This window comes from Acinetobacter sp. ANC 4648 (assembly GCF_002135345.1).
Taxonomy (GTDB): domain Bacteria; phylum Pseudomonadota; class Gammaproteobacteria; order Pseudomonadales; family Moraxellaceae; genus Acinetobacter.
This window is the reverse complement of the sequence record NZ_NEGI01000002.1, coordinates 284,510-303,354: the sequence shown is the minus strand read 5'-3', so window position 1 is coordinate 303,354 and position 18,845 is coordinate 284,510. Positions and strand designations below refer to the sequence as shown.

Genomic DNA, 18,845 nt, shown 5'->3' with positions numbered 1-18,845 from the left:
ATTTTAATGCGCTTTTTTTTATGAAATTGTCACAAATTTGAAGCATACTTAGTAAAGTCTTTGATATGCAGGTCTATTGTATGAATACCGCAGTAACGAATAATACGCCTCTAGAATATTCTTATAATGAGCGTTATATCAACCGTGAACTTTCAATTTTAGATTTTCATTTACGCGTTTTAGAGCAAGCGGTAGATCCTTTACATCCCTTACTTGAGCGCTTGAATTTTTTATTGATTTTCTCTCGAAATATGGATGAATTTTTTGAAATTCGTGTTGCTGGTGTGATGGAGCAGCTCACCTTAGGTAATGAAAGTCGTAGCCCTGACGGTTTTACCCCAAAGCAAATTTTAGAAACAATTTCGAAAACCACTCATGCTGCAATTGAACGTCAGTATCGTATCCTAAATGATGAAATTTTTCCCAAGCTACGTGAAGTTGATATTTGCTTCTTACGTCGTGGAGAGTTGACCCCAGCACAATCAGTCTGGATTAAAAAATATTTCCAAGAACAAGTTGCTCCTGTATTAACCCCAATTAGTCTAGATCCAGCGCATCCATTTCCACGCTTAGTTAATAAAAGCCTCAACTTTATAGTGACTTTAGAGGGTAAGGACGCCTTTGGACGTCAAATTGATTTAGCCGTAGTGCCGGCACCACGTTCTTTACCACGTGTTGTTCGTTTACCCGATGAATTAACCGCTGGAAAAGAACATTTTGTGATGTTATCTGCCATTATTCATGAGCATGTATCTGACCTATTCCCAGGGATGACTGCAACAGGATGTTATCAATTTCGAGTGACTCGAAATGCTGATTTGGCTTTGAATGAAGATGTTGAAGATTTAGCCAAAGCACTAAAAGGCGAGCTGAGTTCTCGCCGTTTTGGTCGTGCAGTACGTTTGGAAGTGACCGAAAATTGTCCACAGCATATCTATGAATACTTATTGAATGAATTCGATTTAGAAGATGAACAGCTTTATAAAGTAGATGGCCCAGTTAACCTTGCGCGCTTAGTCTCTAATTTTAAGCTGCCGCATTTACGTTATGATTCACATGTTCCTGCTATTCCTAAGGTATTGAAAAAAACTGAAAATATTTTTTCAGCGATGCAAAAACAAGACATTTTATTACATCATCCATTTGAATCATTTGCTCCTGTAATTAATTTATTGCGTGAAGCAGCTCGTGATCCACAGGTGTTGGCAATTAAGCAAACTTTATATCGTAGCGGGGCAGATTCTGAGATAGTACAAGTACTTGCAGAAGCAGCACGAAATGGTAAGGAAGTCACTGCAGTGATCGAGTTGCGGGCTCGTTTTGATGAAGAGTCGAATATTGAAGTAGCCAATGTGCTGCAAGAGGCGGGTGCAGTTGTCGTGTATGGCATTGTGGGGTATAAAACCCATGCCAAAATGATTCTGGTGGTACGCCGTGAAAACAATAAATTGGTGCGTTATGTACATTTAGGTACAGGCAATTACCATGCTACCAATGCTCGTATTTATACTGATTATGGTTTACTCACCACAGATAAAGAACTGTGTGAAGATGTGCATCGCATTTTTCAAGAGCTAACCGGTATGGGAAAAATGGCGAAGCTGAAAAAATTGCTGCACGCACCATTTACTCTACATGCCCAACTAATTGCATTTATTGATGATGAAATTGCATTAGCAAAAGCGGGCAAGCCTGCCCAAATTATCATCAAGGTGAATGCATTAACAGAAGTTCAATTGATCAATAAACTTTATGAGGCCTCACAAGCCGGTGTGCAAATTGATTTAATCATTCGTTCAATTTGTTGTTTACGTCCCGGTCTTCCAAACTTATCTGAAAATATTCGGGTACGTTCTATCGTTGGACGTTTCTTAGAACATACGCGCGTATATTATTTTGGTAATGGTGGTCAATCGCGTATTTATTGTTCGAGTGCAGACTGGATGGATCGTAATTTATTTAACCGTGTCGAAGTCTGCTTTCCGATAGAAGATCCTGCATTGAAAAAGCGGATTTACCAACAAGGTTTAATCAATTATTTAAAAGATAATACCCAAGCGTGGTTGTTGCAAGGCGATGGTACGTGGATTCGAGCACAGCCCAAAGATGGTGAGGCATTGTACAATGCACAGCAGAAATTGATTGAAACAGTAACAGGATAACGTGAAACATAATGGACCATCACGATGTTTGAAGTGTGATGGTCCATTTAAATGTATTATGAAAGAAATTGAGAGGCAATAGAGGCTTTCAAGGTGGTTTTACCGAAAGAGGATTGAATTTCTAATTGGCCACCAATGCGTCCCATTCTAATTTTCATACTTTGCATACCTACACTTAAACCCATAAGTTCAGTTGCTTGAACATCAAAACCTACGCCATTGTCCTGAATGATGAGTTCAAGTTGATGAAGTTCGAGATAGTGCAGCGTTACCGAAATTTCAGTTGCTTTACTATGCTTCATAACATTTGTCAGTGCTTCTTCTAATACACGAGATAAGGTTAAACATTGAAGGGCTGAAGGTCGATTAATCCACTTTTTTGGAAAATTCCATTTAGAATCAATATCTAATTCATCAAAAATTTGAATAAAACGATGGCGTAAAGGTGCAAGCCAAATTTGTGGTGTTTCAGGAGTTTTATTTCCCATGCTTGATCCGCTATCAATAACTTGCCGAAGATCATTACGTAGTAACTTGAGTATGGATAAAAATTGCTGATTGCTCAATTGCTGTTTGCTTTGATCCACAATAATCATAGAGCGGACTAAGGACCCCCCTAAACTATCGTGCAAGTCATGGGACAGTTGAATCCGTTCTTGTAAGCGTGAATTTTGTAATTCAAGTTGATGTTGCGTATTCAGAGAGTGACTTAATTCCTCAGATACTTCGATAATTTTAATGGCTTGAGTTTTACTAAAGTTATCAATTTTTTTAACATTTTTTGCTAAACGCATCGCTAGTGTGATGGCAATAAATAGTGCTGTGACTGGAGCAGCGTAAGGTGTTAAAAAGAAGACGACTTTGGGTTTAACGAGAAATAAATATAAATCATATAAGCCAACCCATAAATAAATCATTAAGCAAAATGCCAATAAATACTGCTCTATTTCTTTAGATCCGAAGATAATAAATGGATAACTCAAAGCATTTAAAAAGAAGATGATTGCACCTGAAAAAAATACAAAGGAGAGTGCAAAACCAAGTTGACTATTGGGGATAAAGATAATGAAGATAGCTGAGCAGATAATTAGCCAGGTATAAAATTTTTCTACGCGTGGAAACCGTTTTTGTGCAAACCGCCAACAAAATAGACTTAGTGAAGTAGAGTAAATGAGAACAGTCATCACATTTATTTTTGCGATCGTCCAGACATTCAGGTGCAATGGTGTTTCAGTAATCAATAAATTACTTAAAAATATTGTCCAAGTAAAAGAAGCGAGGGCAAACCAACCAAAGGTACTGTCAGATCTACGGAATAACCAAATAAATAGTCCAATCAGCCCCAGTGTTGCAGTAAAGAGTAAGTTAATAAAATGTAAGGTTCGATGTTGCCAAATTCTGTATTCATAATATTTAGAAATTTTAGTCGACTCGCCAAGATGAATTTCGCCTAAACCAGAGGATTGAGTTGCGAAACCGACAATTCGAATCAATAGTGTGTTTTTACCTTGATGCAGGGCACTTTGCGGGATATTCCATAATTGCGGTTTATTCCAGCTGCGTGAAATGGGTTCAACCAAGGAGTGATCTTTCCACAGCAGTTCGTTATTTAAATAAACGGCTCCAGCCATGTTGAAATAATCTATGCTGATAGAGAGTGGTGCAGTGTTTTTAGGGCAGGTATAGTCCCATTCATATTTATACCAAGCAGAACCAGTATAGTCCTTCCAGCGTTTGCCCCAATTGTCAGGCAAGTTTACAGCATTCCAACCAGTGCTCGGTGGAATCTCAGGATTGAATGTCGCTTGTACAACTGAAATTTTTGGATTCTGAACATAACAATTTATAGGTGAATCAATTGGTACGAACTGATTCCCGTAGATCGGTGCACTATAGAGACAACTGAAAATAATGAGTAGATACAGAATTAATGTAATATACCCATTGAACGTGCTGTATTGATTGCTTTTATTCTGGTTGAAACAGATAGTTTTCGGTAAATATATTTGATATGACATTCGACTGTATAACGCGATAAGTTTAAGAAATTGGCAATCTCTCTATTACTCATACCTTTTGCCACCAACTCTAATATTTCATGTTCTCGTATAGAAAGTAAATCGCTTTCTATTTTATTTTCAATAGTTTGACTTTGAATTTTGGCTTTAGTTTCCATTTTTTCTAGAATCTGTCGAGCAATAAACGGATCTATTGGTGCTCCACCGCGTAAAATACTACGAATAGCCAGTGAAATTTCTAAATCATCTCGCTCTTTGAGCACATAGCCTGTTGCACCTGCTTGAAGTGCTCCTAAAATCGCATCTTGAGTGCTCCATGCCGATATGACCAATATCGAAATATCGCTATCATTTAGCCGAAACTGCTCAATTAGCTCTATTCCATTACCATCTGGCAAGCTCAAATCGACTAAAGCTAGATTGGGTAAATACTGATCATGTTTAAGTTTTGCATCATGAATATCCGAGGCCAAAATTATTTGATCAAGGGGATAACCTAATGATATTAAAATATTTTGCAAGCGAGTTTGAATCAGCGGTTCATCTTCAACAATGATGACAGGCACCGGCAACGTTAATTCATTTACCATGTTTGCTCTCACTTGGCTTTTGATTATTCTAAGCTACTGTGTCGGAATTTGAGTTGCAGTACTATCCCTAGAATTTGGTATTTTTAAAATAAATTTAACTTAAGTTATTGGACAAATAAATATTTTGAAAGAATAGGCGTGTTTTATGCTTAGCTTTTTAATGATATCTAATCTTATTCATTCAATAGATAGTTCTATGAATGCCTGAATTATGCTTTAAATTTTTTAAAAATGATCGTTAGTGAATAACTTAAAAATGATAAATCGTTAGATATAAAAAAGGGAGGCATATGCCTCCCTTTAATGATTGTGGGTATGCTTAATGCAAATTTGCGGTCACTTTTTGTAATATCTGTAATAACACATCAAATTCACTTTGTAACGGTGTGCTTTTACGAGTCACTAATGACAAGATGCGTGAAGGTGCATTCTCAATCGACTTAATGATGATTTTATCATTACTCTTTAACATACTGGTATGTAGAGCAATTTCAGGAAGTAAGGTAAACCCTAAATCTGAACTAACCATTTCAACCAATGTTGGTAAAGAGCTTGCTTTTAAACGATGATCATTTTTGCGTTCGCCAATAGGGCAAACACTGAGGGTGTGATCACGTAAACAATGGCCTTCTTCTAAAAGCATTAAATGAGACAAATCTAAATCTTCTAGACTTTTCGCATGTACCGCATTTTGATCTGCTTTATTACACACTAAGAATAAATTTTCTTTTGCAATTTCAGCAACTTTTAAGCCACGCGTATCAAAAGGTAAAGCTAAAACGATCATGTCTAAATTACCATGCTCGAGTTTCTCTACAATTTTTTCACTTTGTGCTTCATGCAAATGTAATTGAATTTTCGGCAGTTGCTTATGCACTTCTTCTAACAAACGCGACAAAATAAATGGCGCAATGGTTGGAATAATCCCAAGATGCAAGTCACCAGTTAAAGGCTCACTCATTTCACGACTTAAACGCATTAAGTCTTGTGCATCTGCGAGTAGAACACGGGCTCGTGCAACAACTTGTTCGCCTAAAGGGGTTAAACGTACATTTTGGCGATCACGTTCAACGAGTACGCCACCCAATAAACGTTCAAGTTCCATAATCCCACCCGATAAGGTCGACTGGGTTACGAATGAACGACGCGCTGCTTCAGTAAAGTGCAGCGTCTCAGACAGTGTCACAAGATAGGACAGTTGTCTTAGGGATGGTAATGCAGCCATAGTGTCCTGATGTTTATGATTTAAAGTGATGCGTAAATAAACCGCTAAGTTGAGGAATAAAGTGCGGGGGGATATCATGCCCCATTCCTTCAATTAATTCAAATTTAGCGTCTGAAATTGCTTTAGCAACGGCCTTACCATGACTTGGTGGGAGCAAACGATCTTTAGAACCATGAACCACCAAAGTTGGCTTTTGGATTTGTTTATCCAGTTGTCGTAATGAGCCTGTACATAATATGGCTAAAAACTGTTGAAGTACACCCGCAGGATGATAACTACGCTGATATAACTTTTGTGCAGTTTGCATGGTTTCCATCTGGTTGACATAACCAGGTGAGCCAATATGCTTAAATACTTTCAATGAATGATTGATAATACCTTGCTCATCACGAGATTCCGGCTTACCAATTAAACTGAAGAGTTGTTTTGGAAATGGTGGCGGAAGTAGAGGTTGATTATTACTGGTAAATAATAATCCGACCTTATCAATTTTCTCAGGGTATTTCGCAGCAAGAATCTGTGAAATCATGCCTCCCATAGATGCGCCCAGAATATGGGTTTTGTCTAAGCCTAAGCGCTCAATGAGTAGGGCAACATCATCGGCCATATCATATAAATTATAGGGCGCACCTTTATTATCTAAACCTAATGCAAAACGGCCCATTAATTTAAGAGTATTTAAACGTGGACCTTTGGTACGAATTTTGGAAGATAAACCAATATCCCGATTATCAAAACGAATAACGCGAAAGCCTTGATCAATGAGTGACTTACAAAAAAAATCAGGCCAAAATAACAGTTGAGCACCCAATCCCATAATCAGCAGAATGGTTGGATCAGTTTCGTTACCACCCATTTCTACATGTAGTTGAATCCCATTGCCTAAATCGACTTTGGTTTCTTGCATAAAAGATGCATAAGGTGAAATCTGGAATTGCAGTGCGCTATTCATTCTTATTGTCCTAAAAAGGATATTCTGTTTAAAAAAATATATTTCACATTAAAACCTTAAATTGATGCTGGAATCAAGTCAGGAACAAGTTTTGTTAAAGCTAAGCGTTGCTTGCCTGCTGTTGCACCCAGTAAGACAAAGCCACGTAAAGTTCCGTCGGTATCTATTGCTTTAGACAGCATACCATCGTCAAATTCTTCATTTTCCCAAGTCACTGCGACATCAATTGGTGCAGGCAATACGGTAAGAGGAGCGGCAGGAGTTTTGACTGCAACAGGCATAGCCGGATAATGCACGGTAGTGATTTGACCACTTAAAGTTTTGGCTAAAGCTCGCGCTTGTTGCATTATTGGCATCACATAAGGTAACAGCATGCCATTTACTTCTGCGCAATCGCCAAGTGCATAGATATCAGGGTGATTGGTTTGCATTAAGGTATTGGTAATAACACCCCGACTGGTCTGAATTCCCGCAGTTTTTGCTAATTCTAAATTAGGTTGTAGACCAATCGCTGAAAGAACAACATCGGCATTAAAAGATTGACCATTGGCCAAGGTCACAGCATAACCGTGTTTAGCAAGCTTTGTTATTTTTTCGACGGTTGTACCTAACGCAAACTGAATACCCGCTCGTTCTAAACCCTCTTGGAATACTTGAGCCACATGCGTTGGGAGTAAACGACCGAGCGGTTGTGAGGCTAAATCAATCACGGTAACTTGATGACCAGTATTTTGTAAATCATTGGCAAATTCACAACCAATTAAACCAGCACCTAAAATGACCACACGTTTATCATCACAATTTTTAGAACTGCACTGATCTAAGCTATTGCGAAAAGCACGATAATCCATGAGTGAATTGACCACATGGATATCATCACTTCCATCACCCGCAATAGCGAGACGAATTGGATTGGCACCAACCGCTAAAATAAGTTTTGAATAGGGTTGAATCGTCGTTTTGCCATCTTTATCAAGAACGAGTTCATGTTGTTCAGCATGAATTGCTTTGACCCAAGTATCTTTTTCAATTCGCATTTTGAGTTGCGTACTCATTTTTTCAGCATCACCTAGACCAATCTGATCAGGGACTTTATTTCCCACTAAGGCGTTTGAAAGTGTTGGTTTAGCATAATTTACCGCATCATCAGCACAAATCATGACGAGTTCTTGCTCAGGACTCAATTTGCGAAACTCTCTCGCAAGGGTATATCCCGCCATTCCTGAACCAATGATTACGATCGGGTGCATTATGTACTCCAAAATTTATAAAAACTGAATGTAAAAAAGACCATGAATTCATGGTCTTTCATTTATTTTTTAGATTTCTACCATTTCAAAATCAACTTTTGAAACACCACAGTCTGGGCAAGTCCAATCATCTGGAATATCTTCCCATTTTGTTCCTGCAGCGATGCCATCTTGTGGCCAACCTTCTGCTTCATCATAAATCCATCCACAAACGATGCATTGATATTTCTTCATTTGACTCTCCAAACTCTGAGCAGTAATCAGCAATACTGTCAGAAAATTCCTTCTACTGCATGATGATAGTGATATGACTTTATAATGTACATATTCAAGTAAATTTTTACGCAGTTCTATGACTAAAGTAAAGTAAATATCGGAGTTTAACCAACTAATCTTAAAGCTGAATGGCTGATAAGGACAAAAGATGTGTTTATTGGGCTAATTCCAATATTTTTGTTAGACAATCTATGTTGATAAGCGGCCTTTGAGAGATTGAAAAGTTGTGTATTTAACCTAAGTATTTAAGATTAAAGTAATTGAATATAAAAATATTTAATGTTGAAAAGTCATGTTTATACCAAGGTCTAAATGTATTGCTAGCTTAAATAATTTATAATAAGTACTACTACATATATACCCAATATTTATTATATAAATGGTCTCAATAAATTCAACTACTTATAAAAATAAAGTGTTTTAGTGAAAATGAAGAAGCTATTCAGTATATCGCTAATGCGTTAAAATTCACTCAATCTTTATTTTTTATAACTCTCCCAAATTATGAATATGTCTACTGTATTGTGGTCGAACATCCGTACTGTCCAAGATTTTCCTAAACAAGGTATTTGTTTTTATGACTTAACTCCTTTGTTCATGAATCAACTTGAAGCTTTAACTGATGCGTTAATTGCAAGTTTGCCAGAAGATCAATTGGCAGAAGTAGAAAGTTTTGTTGCTGTGGAAGCACGTGGTTTTATTTTGGCGAGTCTTTTGGCACAACGCACTGGTAAAGGCTTACTTTTGGTACGCAAGGCTGGAAAATTACCACCTCCCGTTGTTGGGGTTGGATACAGCTTAGAATATGGTTTAGATCGTTTAGAAATGTCTGCTGACATTGAACCACAAAAAGTCATTATTGTGGATGATGTCTTGGCTACAGGTGGAACATTAAAAGCAGTTAAGCAGCTGATGCATAAATGTGCACATACTGTTTTAGGCGCCAGTATTTTCTTAGACTTACCTGAATTACACGGTGATTTGGGAATGACCGTTTGGTCGGTATTGGATGAATCATCTAAGCCTGTTGACGCTGCCGTTGCTTAGTTTAAGTTGGAATTTAAAAGCCTTGTATTTACAAGGCTTTTTTTTATGCACGGAGAAAGGTTTGTTGCATATATTCGATTAAAGGATTCAAATTTTCAGGTTGAGCTAAGCGATGATGTCCACCCTCATGTGCATCAACTTGCATAAATTGTTCTAATATTGTGGTAGTTGCATGCATATCTAGTATTTCATCACCGAGCTCAATATAAGCCATTTGTGGAATATCATGTTCTAAATCAAGTTCACTAATCGCTTGGTAGTCATTGCGAAAATCCGGCTGTAGACTTGGATTAGCAATAATGGTTGGGATTCGATGTAAATGCGACATTTTAAGTGCCCAATATGCACCTAAGCTATGCCCAATCAGCATTTCAGGTTTAATTTTTTCTATAATTTGATTGTAGAAGCTTTCAACGGTTTGATAGTTTAAATTGCGATAATCAATATCGATACAAAACTTATTTTTTGCATCAATTGCATGAAATTTTGTTGATTCCCTTGAAGAATCCAACCCATGCAAAAATAAAATTTTAAAAGAGTTTGAGTTCATGGTTATTAGATTCACACTGTCTTTAATCACAAAGATAGAAAATAATTGAAACTATATTTTTCAACTATTTTTAATATGCCATGATTGTACGTAGCACAGTGATTTATGAAACTTAGATTTTGGTCTTAGAGACTTAAGTAACAGGTATTTTGGGGTATGAATAATCTTCAGCAATCGAGGGCTACTTTCTATTCATTTATATAGAGAAAATAGGTTGTTTGCTTTGCTAAAATAGAAATACATATTTGGGGATATCTGGGGTGATAGCTTTAGTTTTAATAACAAGACCTTTATATTAAACTACTCAAAAGCATTATTTTACTGTGCCGCAGAAAATTTTGAGAGAAGTATGAGTAAAAAGACAAGAATAAATTATTTTAATATGAAGTCATCGATTTTTTAATCATTTTAAATTTTTTGCACTGATCGCTTGGTTATTGTAATACGCATTATCTTGGATTTCTGCTATGCTACGCAACTTCCGTTTTTTACTACAATCGAGGCAGAGATGACGCAACATAACGCTCAATCGACTTCTGAACAACCTATTTCCGAAAACGATTTAATTGCACAGCGTCATGCCAAGTTAAAACAAATTGAAGAGAAGGCCAAACAAACGGGTGTTAGCCCTTGGCCAAATACATTCAAACGTGAGCATTATGCGCAAGATTTGCAAGATCAGTTTGCAGATCAATCCAAAGAACAAATTGAAGCAGGCGAACAGGTTCGTGTCAGTGTTGCCGGTCGTGTGATGTTGAACCGTGGTTCCTTTATCGTGATTCAAGATATGACAGGGCGTATTCAGCTTTATGTCGCACGTAAAGAATTAGCTCCTAATGTTTTAGAAGCCATTAAAAGCGTAGACCTTGGTGATATTATTGCGGTTGAAGGCTATATTGGTCGTTCAGGTAAAGGTGATTTATATGTTCATATTGAACATTTTGAGTTATTAACCAAATCACTGCGTCCATTGCCAGATAAATTCCATGGCTTGAATGATACTGAAGTTAAATATCGTAAACGTTATTTAGATTTAATTGTGAATGAAGAAACACGTAAAACTTTTGAAATTCGTGCAAAAGTGGTGTCGGGCATTCGTAACTATTTAATCAATGAGCGTTTCATGGAAGTTGAAACTCCAATGATGCATGTGATTCCAGGTGGTGCGTCTGCGCGTCCATTTGAAACGCATCATAATGCATTAGATATGCCTTTATATTTACGTATTGCACCAGAGCTGTATTTAAAACGTTTGGTGGTTGGTGGTTTTGAACGAGTTTTCGAAATTAACCGTAACTTCCGTAATGAAGGTGTTTCGACCCGTCATAATCCAGAATTCACTATGATTGAATTCTACCAAGCGTATGCAGATTATAAAGATTTAATGGCTTTGACGGAAAGTATGCTGGAAAAGTTAGCTATCGATATTTTAGGTTCAACGGATGTCCCTTATCAAGGTGAAGTATATAGCTTCAAAGGGCCATACAAAAAAATCTCGATGTTTGATGCAATTTTGGAAAATAATCCAAGCTTTACACCAGAAAATGTTGCTGATCGTGAGTTTTTGGCGAAGTTCATTCAAGACGAATTAAAAGAACAAGTCAAACCAGGTTTTGGTTTAGGTCGACTACAAACCATCGTATTTGAAGAAACCGTTGAAACGACATTACGTCAGCCGACCTTTATTACTGAATATCCTGCGGAAACTTCACCATTAGCGCGCCGTAATGATGATAATCCACATATCACAGACCGTTTTGAATTCTTCATTGGTGGTCGTGAATTGGCGAATGGCTTCTCGGAGTTGAATGACCCGATTGATCAGGCAGAACGTTTCCAAGCGCAAGTGGAAGAAAAAGATGCCGGTGATGATGAAGCAATGCACTACGATGCAGAGTTTGTAGAAGCGTTAGAGTATGGTTTACCGCCAACAGCGGGTGAGGGAATTGGTATTGACCGTCTGGTGATGCTATTTGCAGATGCAGCCAGTATCCGTGACGTGATTTTATTCCCGCATATGCGCCGTAAAGATGTATAAAATATAGTCATCAGATGACAAGTAAAATAGCCACCTAAAATAGGTGGCTATTTTATTTTAAGATGAAAATTTGTAATAATTCTGTTTCACCATTGAAAAGTAGGGTTAAAAAATCTATGGTGGGGCTGAGAAATAAATGAGAGAAAATAAAGCGCATGTTTTTAAAAAAATCACTTTATGCTGCGATATTGGTGACAATGTCTTTACCTGTTTTTTCACAGGGTTTGATTTTGAATGATCAAAATCTTCGTACAGATTTAAATTGGTTAAATCAACAAGGGGTGATTCAACTCAGCACCTCAACTTGGCCAATGAGTGGTGATGAGATTCAGCGTGCTTTATCTCAGGCAAAAATTTTAAATACCACACAACAAAAAGTGATTAATTCTGTTCAAAATGCACTGAAAGCAGATGCTCAAACAGCAAAAATAGGATTGTTTGCAGAGTCAGACCAAAAAAATATCCCACAAAATTTTGGTGACAATTATAAAGCACAATATGTAGGTTCACTTGAGTTGAATGCAGGTGGAGATAATTGGGATGCTAAGCTTCGTGTCAATGCTGAAAAAGATCCTCTGATTGACAATGGTCAAGATGTTAATGTTGAAGGCTCATATATTGCAGGAAAGCTGTGGAATCAGTGGTTGGTGGCAGGTCAAATTCCTACTTATTGGGGCCCTGGACATGATGGTAGTTTAATTCGTGGTGATGCAAGTCGTCCTGTATATGGTTTTACAGCCCAACGTGCAGAGCAAAAAGCATTTGAATCGAAGTGGTTATCATGGATTGGAGCTTGGCAGTACCAAGCTTTTGCGGGTCAATTAGATGACTATAAAGCGGTGCCAAATACTCGATTGATGGGTTTACGTTTAACGGCTCAACCTTTACCTTATCTTGAGCTAGGTGCTTCTAGGACATTCCAGATAGATGGTGAAGGACAACCTGGTAGTTTTAAAGCCTATTGGAACGCTTTTATCGGTAAAGATAATGAGTGTGTTGATACAACGTGTAGTGGTGAAGGTAACCCATCCAACCAGCTTGCAGGATTCGACGCACGTCTAAATTTACAGCCCTTACTTGCAGTTCCTGTAAGTTTATATGGACAATATGTGGGTGAAGATGAAGCTGGATTATTGCCATCAAAAAAAATGTATCAAGCAGGTGTAGATTATTCTTCTAGTTTTAAAACCATGCCATATCAAGTTTATGCAGAGTGGGCGGATACACGAACCAATGGTGATGCTCGTGCTATTTCATATAATCATCATATCTATACAGATGGTTATTACCAGCATGGTTTCCCATTAGGGCATGCGATGGGGGGTGATGGTCAAATGGTTTCTGTCGGTGGTGATATTCGTTTTGATGTGATGAACCGTTTAAATGGTCGTATTATTTATACCAAAGTAAATGAGTCAGCTGATCATTTTGGAGAGCATCAAATTAATTTAGCTTTTCCTGAAAAAGATAAAATTAAAGCGCTTGATTTAACGTGGACGCATTATATCAAACCGACCATTCCATTAAAAATTAATGGTTGGGTTAGTGATTCAGATAAAAAAGGCAATGATGCGGGTGCATCTATTGGTGTTGAAATTCCTTTGGAGAAGAGTATCTGGAAATACTGAGAAATAAGTCATTCGTAGAGCTTATCAACCAAATAGGCTTTATGATTTTATCTGAAAAATGCTGAAATAAAATACCTGATTTCAGGGATATAAAATGTAATTTTAATGCATGAGAATGTAGCTGCGTCTTTAATTGACCTTTTTAAAGATGTTATTCCTACCTTCAAAACATAAAAGATGAGTGCATGCTTTTGTGTATTTTAAAGCTTATCCATTTTGGATAAGCTTTTTTCTTTCTTGTTATGAGAATCATACTAGACTTTTTTTATATTGAATAAATCCAGTTTTGGTTGCGATTCGGTCATATAGCTGTTGTGCAGTTTGGTTATTCTCATGCGTCAGCCAATATATGCGATCAAAATTTCCTGTACAGACTGCATAACTATGTTCAATTAGCTGTCTCGCTAAACCTTGATTACGGTAGGCCTCATTAATATATAAATCTTGTAAATAGCAATATGGGCGTTCTGTCCACATACTCATATGTGTAATTAAATGAACAAAGCCGACAACTTGGTCATCCATAATTATGCCGTAGCCAAACATCTCTTTTTGGAGTGGATCTGTAATTCGATGCCAAGATAATTGGGTTTGTTCTAGACTGAGTGTTGACTCATAAAACGTGAGATAAGCTTGCCACAAGGGCAACCATTGATCAAAACTAATCTCTGATAAAGTCATAATTTGAATGGTCATATTATTCTCCTTAAAATTCTGTATATGATGTTTTTGCATATGAATATAAAAAAACAAGCAAAAGAAAAGCGTTATAAATCACTATAATGAATATAAATTTCAATTTGTGTAATAAGTACACTTTTTTGTGAGCTGGTGCTGTCAATGTCAATAAATGAGGAAAGACTTACTCATCTTAAACAGCTTGAAGCTGAGAGTATTCATATTATCCGTGAAGTCGCTGCCGAATTTGAAAATCCGGTGATGCTGTATTCCATTGGTAAAGATTCAGCGGTGATGCTGCATCTCGCTATGAAAGCATTTTATCCTGCAAAACTTCCATTCCCATTATTGCATGTCGATACGGGTTGGAAATTTAAAGACATGATCACGTTTCGTGATGAGATGGCGAAAAAACACGGTTTCGATTTAATTGTGCATCAAAATAAAGAAGGGAAGGATGCAGGCATCAATCCTTTCGATCATGGTAGTTCTAAATATACCGACATCATGAAAACCCAAGGTTTAAAACAAGCTTTAGATAAATATGGTTTCGATGCTGCTTTTGGTGGCGCACGCCGTGATGAAGAAAAATCTCGTGCGAAAGAACGAGTCTATTCGTTCCGTGATACCAAACATCGTTGGGATCCTAAAAATCAACGTCCTGAACTTTGGAACCTCTACAACGGTAAAGTGAATAAAGGTGAAAGTATTCGTGTATTCCCATTGTCCAACTGGACGGAGTTGGATATTTGGCAATATATTTACTTGGAAAGTATTCCTTTGGTTCCACTTTATTTAGCTGCAGAACGTCCTGTGGTTGAACGTAGTGGTACGCTGATCATGGTAGATGATGAACGGATGCCTTTAAAAGAAGGTGAAGTTCCACAAATGAAATCGGTACGTTTTCGTACTTTAGGCTGCTACCCATTAACTGGTGCGGTGGAGTCTGAGGCCGATACTTTACCTGAAATTATTCAGGAAATGCTTTTAGCCACAAGCTCAGAGCGTCAAGGTCGTATGATTGACCATGATGAAGCAGGCTCGATGGAAAAGAAAAAGCAAGAAGGCTATTTCTAATCGTTTAGATCATCGATTTCTAATGAATTTGTGGAGTTTGAGCAATGTCTCATCAATCGGATTTAATCAGCCAAGATATCTTGGGCTATTTAAAACAACATGAAAATAAAGACTTATTACGCTTTTTGACTTGCGGTAACGTCGATGATGGTAAAAGTACTTTAATTGGTCGTTTACTTTATGATTCAAAATTGATTTATGAAGATCAATTGCAAGCGGTAACACGTGACTCGAAAAAAGTGGGGACGACGGGTGATGCTCCTGACTTAGCACTTCTGGTGGATGGCTTACAAGCGGAACGTGAGCAGGGCATTACTATTGATGTGGCGTATCGTTACTTCTCGACGGAAAAGCGTAAGTTCATCATTGCCGATACGCCAGGGCATGAGCAATATACCCGTAACATGGCAACAGGTGCATCGACCTGTGATCTTGCAATCATTTTGATTGATGCGCGTTATGGCGTGCAAACACAGACTCGTCGGCATACTTATATCGCAAGCTTGTTGGGTATTAAGAACATTATTGTTGCGATCAATAAAATGGACTTAGTGGAATTTTCTGAAACGCGTTTCAATGAAATCCAAGCCGACTACGCTAACTTTGTCAGCCAATTAGGCGACCGTCAGCCAAGTAACATCATCTATACGCCAATTTCTGCATTGAATGGCGATAACGTAGTGAACGTTTCAGAAAATACGCCATGGTACACAGGCCAAACCTTAATGGGGTCGCTTGAATCTGTGCAGATTAACCGTGATACAGCGAAACGTGATTTCCGATTCCCTGTGCAATACGTGAACCGTCCAAACCTCGACTTCCGTGGTTTTGCAGGCACGATTGCGCTGGGTGAAATTAATGTTGGTGATAAAATTATCGCTTTGCCATCGGGTAAATCATCAACAGTAAAAGAAATAGTTACTTTTGATGGTAATCTTGAGCATGCATTTGCAGGTCAAGCGGTCACACTGACGCTGAACGATGAAATTGACGTTTCTCGCGGCAATATGCTAGTTCGTGCGGATCAGGGTATACCGACCATTTCACGTGCTGTAAAAGCGACTGTAGTCTGGATGGCGGATCAACCACTGGTGATTGGTAAGTTGTATAACTTAAAAGTAGGTACGCAAACTGTTCCTGCCAAAGTCACAGCAATTCACTTCCGTACTAACGTCAATACCTTGGAACAGGTTCAGGTTGAAAGCCTTGAATTAAATGCCATTGCCAATGTGACGGTTGAGTTTGATGTACCTGTAGTATTTGACCGTTATCAAGACAGTCGTTTTACAGGTTCATTTATCTTCATTGATCGTTTAAATAACGTGACGATTGGTGCAGGTATGGTTGAAGAGTCTGTTGAATGGTCTGCACATAGCAACCCTGTCACAGCGGAAGACCGTGCAGCACGTTTGGGTCAAAAACCTGCATCTATTACAGTTCCAACGAAAGCTTTAGAAAATGCACAAGCACTTGAAAGTTTGTTGCTTCAACAGGGTGTTGTTGCGATTGCGAAAGCGGATTTAGATGCTGAGCAAGTCGCATTGCTTCGTGAAACAGGAATTGCGGTGATTACCTCTGTGACTGAAGGTACAGATGTTACGTTTACGCAAGATGCTGCTGAAGAGTTAGCTGAGAAAATTGTGGAATTAGTTCGTCTCTAAGACTGAGCTGATTTAAAAAAAACCACTGTTAGGTGGGTTTTTTTATTTGTGTAAGTTTTAAGTGTTTGAATAGTATACAGTCATTTTATAGTTGAACTTTCACTTAAATCTCATCTCGATACAATATAAATATTGAGAGGGATTTATGAAAAAACTATTATTTTTAATGGGCCTATGTTTATCTTTTGGTGCGGAAGCAAAGCAAGGCACTGAAAATACCGAAGCAATTAAACAAAAAATTATTCAGCAGTCGATAGAGGATTATTCGGGAAACTGTCCTTGCCCATACAATACTGCGCGTAATGGTAGCCGCTGTGGTAAGCGTAGCGCATACAATCGGGCGGGTGGTTATGCACCCATTTGTTATGCGAAAGATATTACAGCACAGATGATTAGAGAATTTAAAGGACAAGGATGATCTTCTTACAATATGAAGCTGGAATTATAAAAACCACCATATGGTGGTTTTTTGTAATAAAAATAATAAACATAAAAGTAGTTAGACTAAATATGGTTTTTAAATTTGATAAAGACGCTTTTTAAATAGCATAAAGATGTGATAAGATATATCTTAATTTAAGTAAGCTATATCTTATTTATGCCTAAAACTCCCAATCCTGAACTACTTATAGACCTTGAAAATACACAAACAACACGCAAAAACCGCTTGTTCGAAGCAGGGCATATGAAGCTTTTGGTGTTGTATCTTATCTCGCTCGCACCTAAGCACGGCTATGAAATTATTAAAGAAATAGGTGAAATCGTTGGTGGCGGTTACATCCCCAGTGCAGGCACGATTTATCCGACACTGAATTATCTGGAAGATATGCAGTTCATCTTCGCAGAAAAAATTGAAAGTGATCGTAAGCAATATAGCATTACCCCAACAGGTGTAGAGCATTTAACAGCGAATCAAATGCAAGTTGAAGCTATTCTTGAGCGCTTTGAAACTCGTCGAAAAATTCACACACAAACTGAATACCTCGACGTAAAACGTGCGATGGAAAATCTCAAAGCGTCGCTGCGCCTAAAACTGCAAACAGAACTCAGCCCTGAACAGATATGTGAAATTGCAGAGCAGATTGACCAAGCTGCAGTCAATATTGCTCGTATGTAGGAGAGAGTGATAAAACAGCATGAATATAAAATTACTGTTGAACATATTGCCGATGCAAAAGGTAATCCATCGTTCTATACAGTGCCTTTAGAATTTACCGCTTACAATCATGACAACATTTTAAAGTCTTAGCACATCTACAAAAGCTTTAGCCGTTGGGTTGAAGCTATTTGCTGCGGTATTACTAGAAAATAAAGATGTGTCTATGTTTAAAGAGTTTTTACTGCAGTTTATCCAATTTATTCAAGCGCTGAAAAAATCTGCGCCAAAAGAAACCTAAGTGTTATTTTCTCCATATATTTAAAGGTCTTTTATGTCAAATTCGCTCCCCAAATTTCATCCTAAACATATGACATGGCTTATGCCTCTTATTCTATCCTGCATAATGAGTGGCGCAATTTCATGCTTTAACTTATTGTTGAATAAAGGTTTTGTAGATGGCTTTTTCCCGCTGTGGTTACATACGTGGGCGTTGTCTTGGTTAGTAGCATTTCCATTGATTCTGATTTTTATTCCCTTGGTACGTAAATTACTGATGCCTTTTGTTGCATCACCTAATAATTCAGCAAAGTAATA

The 18,845-nt window shown here is 37.8% G+C and carries 17 protein-coding genes and 1 pseudogene; 10 read left to right on the top strand and 8 right to left on the bottom strand.

What is annotated here, in order from left to right; all coding sequences use genetic code 11:
• Positions 1 to 80 precede the first annotated feature (80 nt).
• Positions 81 to 2,162 carry a polyphosphate kinase 1 gene (gene ppk1, locus B9T27_RS04520; RefSeq protein ID WP_086205656.1) on the top strand — a complete coding sequence of 694 codons (2,082 nt, stop codon included), beginning with the start codon at positions 81 to 83 and terminating at the stop codon, positions 2,160 to 2,162.
• A gap of 56 nt (positions 2,163 to 2,218) precedes the next feature.
• Here the strand turns inward: ppk1 and B9T27_RS04515 are convergent, their stop codons facing one another.
• From B9T27_RS04515 to rubA, 6 genes are all read right to left on the bottom strand, one after another.
• Positions 2,219 to 4,180, bottom strand: a complete 1,962-nt coding sequence (locus B9T27_RS04515) for an ATP-binding protein (RefSeq protein WP_143222564.1) — start codon at positions 4,178 to 4,180, stop codon at positions 2,219 to 2,221.
• Positions 4,090 to 4,770, bottom strand: a complete 681-nt coding sequence (locus B9T27_RS04510; protein ID WP_086205654.1) for a response regulator — start codon at positions 4,768 to 4,770, stop codon at positions 4,090 to 4,092. The genes B9T27_RS04515 and B9T27_RS04510 overlap by 91 nt, the downstream gene beginning before the upstream one ends.
• A gap of 319 nt (positions 4,771 to 5,089) precedes the next feature.
• Positions 5,090 to 5,995, bottom strand: coding sequence for a LysR family transcriptional regulator OxyR (gene oxyR / locus B9T27_RS04505; protein ID WP_086205653.1), 906 nt, complete (start codon positions 5,993 to 5,995; stop codon positions 5,090 to 5,092).
• A gap of 13 nt (positions 5,996 to 6,008) precedes the next feature.
• The gene (gene estB, locus B9T27_RS04500; RefSeq protein WP_086205652.1) at positions 6,009 to 6,947 is read right to left on the bottom strand and encodes an esterase EstB; all 939 of its coding nucleotides are present in this window, start codon (positions 6,945 to 6,947) and stop codon (positions 6,009 to 6,011) included.
• A gap of 56 nt (positions 6,948 to 7,003) precedes the next feature.
• Positions 7,004 to 8,197: an NAD(P)/FAD-dependent oxidoreductase gene (locus B9T27_RS04495; protein ID WP_086205651.1), complete on the bottom strand. Its 1,194-nt coding sequence runs from the start codon at positions 8,195 to 8,197 to the stop codon at positions 7,004 to 7,006.
• Between the two features lie 69 nt (positions 8,198 to 8,266).
• Positions 8,267 to 8,431: a rubredoxin RubA gene (rubA, locus tag B9T27_RS04490; RefSeq protein ID WP_086205650.1), complete on the bottom strand. Its 165-nt coding sequence runs from the start codon at positions 8,429 to 8,431 to the stop codon at positions 8,267 to 8,269.
• Between the two features lie 543 nt (positions 8,432 to 8,974).
• On the opposite strand from rubA, the gene B9T27_RS04485 reads away from it, so the two are divergent.
• Complete coding sequence (locus tag B9T27_RS04485) at positions 8,975 to 9,520, top strand: adenine phosphoribosyltransferase (protein ID WP_086205649.1); 546 nt, start codon at positions 8,975 to 8,977, stop codon at positions 9,518 to 9,520.
• A gap of 43 nt (positions 9,521 to 9,563) precedes the next feature.
• On the opposite strand, the gene B9T27_RS04480 is transcribed toward B9T27_RS04485, so the two are convergent.
• On the bottom strand, positions 9,564 to 10,070 hold the full coding sequence (locus B9T27_RS04480) for a YqiA/YcfP family alpha/beta fold hydrolase (protein WP_086205648.1): 507 nt from the start codon (positions 10,068 to 10,070) through the stop codon (positions 9,564 to 9,566).
• A gap of 508 nt (positions 10,071 to 10,578) precedes the next feature.
• Between B9T27_RS04480 and lysS the strand changes: the two genes are divergently transcribed.
• Together lysS and B9T27_RS04470 are read left to right on the top strand one after the other, a co-directional pair.
• A complete protein-coding gene (gene lysS, locus B9T27_RS04475; protein WP_086205647.1) occupies positions 10,579 to 12,108 on the top strand; it encodes a lysine--tRNA ligase in 1,530 nt (509 codons plus the stop codon).
• Between the two features lie 155 nt (positions 12,109 to 12,263).
• Positions 12,264 to 13,736 (top strand): capsule assembly Wzi family protein, encoded by a 1,473-nt coding sequence (locus B9T27_RS04470; RefSeq protein WP_086205646.1) that lies wholly within the window; start codon positions 12,264 to 12,266, stop codon positions 13,734 to 13,736.
• 249 nt (positions 13,737 to 13,985) lie between these two features.
• Here B9T27_RS04470 and B9T27_RS04465 read toward each other — a convergent pair whose 3' ends face one another.
• Positions 13,986 to 14,432 (bottom strand): GNAT family N-acetyltransferase, encoded by a 447-nt coding sequence (locus tag B9T27_RS04465; protein WP_086205645.1) that lies wholly within the window; start codon positions 14,430 to 14,432, stop codon positions 13,986 to 13,988.
• Positions 14,433 to 14,582: 150 nt separating this feature from the next.
• On the opposite strand from B9T27_RS04465, the gene cysD reads away from it, so the two are divergent.
• The 6 genes and pseudogenes from cysD (at position 14,583) to B9T27_RS04435 (ending at position 18,843) form a co-directional block, all read left to right on the top strand.
• Positions 14,583 to 15,491: a sulfate adenylyltransferase subunit CysD gene (gene cysD / locus B9T27_RS04460; protein WP_171263338.1), complete on the top strand. Its 909-nt coding sequence runs from the start codon at positions 14,583 to 14,585 to the stop codon at positions 15,489 to 15,491.
• Between the two features lie 44 nt (positions 15,492 to 15,535).
• The gene (gene cysN / locus B9T27_RS04455) at positions 15,536 to 17,152 is read left to right on the top strand and encodes a sulfate adenylyltransferase subunit CysN (protein WP_086205643.1); all 1,617 of its coding nucleotides are present in this window, start codon (positions 15,536 to 15,538) and stop codon (positions 17,150 to 17,152) included.
• A 145-nt stretch (positions 17,153 to 17,297) separates the two neighbouring features.
• A complete protein-coding gene (locus B9T27_RS04450; RefSeq protein ID WP_086205642.1) occupies positions 17,298 to 17,570 on the top strand; it encodes a hypothetical protein in 273 nt (90 codons plus the stop codon).
• 180 nt (positions 17,571 to 17,750) lie between these two features.
• The gene (locus tag B9T27_RS04445; protein WP_086205641.1) at positions 17,751 to 18,269 is read left to right on the top strand and encodes a PadR family transcriptional regulator; all 519 of its coding nucleotides are present in this window, start codon (positions 17,751 to 17,753) and stop codon (positions 18,267 to 18,269) included.
• A gap of 9 nt (positions 18,270 to 18,278) precedes the next feature.
• A pseudogene (locus tag B9T27_RS04440) lies at positions 18,279 to 18,549 on the top strand (DUF3861 family protein).
• Positions 18,550 to 18,582: 33 nt separating this feature from the next.
• Positions 18,583 to 18,843, top strand: a complete 261-nt coding sequence (locus B9T27_RS04435; protein WP_086205640.1) for a DUF2798 domain-containing protein — start codon at positions 18,583 to 18,585, stop codon at positions 18,841 to 18,843.
• The last annotated feature ends 2 nt before the right edge of the window (positions 18,844 to 18,845 follow it).

Coding starts and splice junctions, on each gene's coding strand:
- ppk1 (WP_086205656.1), top strand. CDS start 81: ATGAATACCGCAGTAACGAATAATACGCCTCTAGAATATTCTTATAAT.
- B9T27_RS04515 (WP_143222564.1), bottom strand. CDS start 4,180: ATGTCATATCAAATATATTTACCGAAAACTATCTGTTTCAACCAGAAT.
- B9T27_RS04510 (WP_086205654.1), bottom strand. CDS start 4,770: ATGGTAAATGAATTAACGTTGCCGGTGCCTGTCATCATTGTTGAAGAT.
- oxyR (WP_086205653.1), bottom strand. CDS start 5,995: ATGGCTGCATTACCATCCCTAAGACAACTGTCCTATCTTGTGACACTG.
- estB (WP_086205652.1), bottom strand. CDS start 6,947: ATGAATAGCGCACTGCAATTCCAGATTTCACCTTATGCATCTTTTATG.
- B9T27_RS04495 (WP_086205651.1), bottom strand. CDS start 8,197: ATGCACCCGATCGTAATCATTGGTTCAGGAATGGCGGGATATACCCTT.
- rubA (WP_086205650.1), bottom strand. CDS start 8,431: ATGAAGAAATATCAATGCATCGTTTGTGGATGGATTTATGATGAAGCA.
- B9T27_RS04480 (WP_086205648.1), bottom strand. CDS start 10,070: ATGAACTCAAACTCTTTTAAAATTTTATTTTTGCATGGGTTGGATTCT.
- lysS (WP_086205647.1), top strand. CDS start 10,579: ATGACGCAACATAACGCTCAATCGACTTCTGAACAACCTATTTCCGAA.
- B9T27_RS04470 (WP_086205646.1), top strand. CDS start 12,264: ATGTTTTTAAAAAAATCACTTTATGCTGCGATATTGGTGACAATGTCT.
- B9T27_RS04465 (WP_086205645.1), bottom strand. CDS start 14,432: ATGACCATTCAAATTATGACTTTATCAGAGATTAGTTTTGATCAATGG.
- cysN (WP_086205643.1), top strand. CDS start 15,536: ATGTCTCATCAATCGGATTTAATCAGCCAAGATATCTTGGGCTATTTA.
- B9T27_RS04450 (WP_086205642.1), top strand. CDS start 17,298: ATGAAAAAACTATTATTTTTAATGGGCCTATGTTTATCTTTTGGTGCG.
- B9T27_RS04445 (WP_086205641.1), top strand. CDS start 17,751: ATGCCTAAAACTCCCAATCCTGAACTACTTATAGACCTTGAAAATACA.
- B9T27_RS04435 (WP_086205640.1), top strand. CDS start 18,583: ATGTCAAATTCGCTCCCCAAATTTCATCCTAAACATATGACATGGCTT.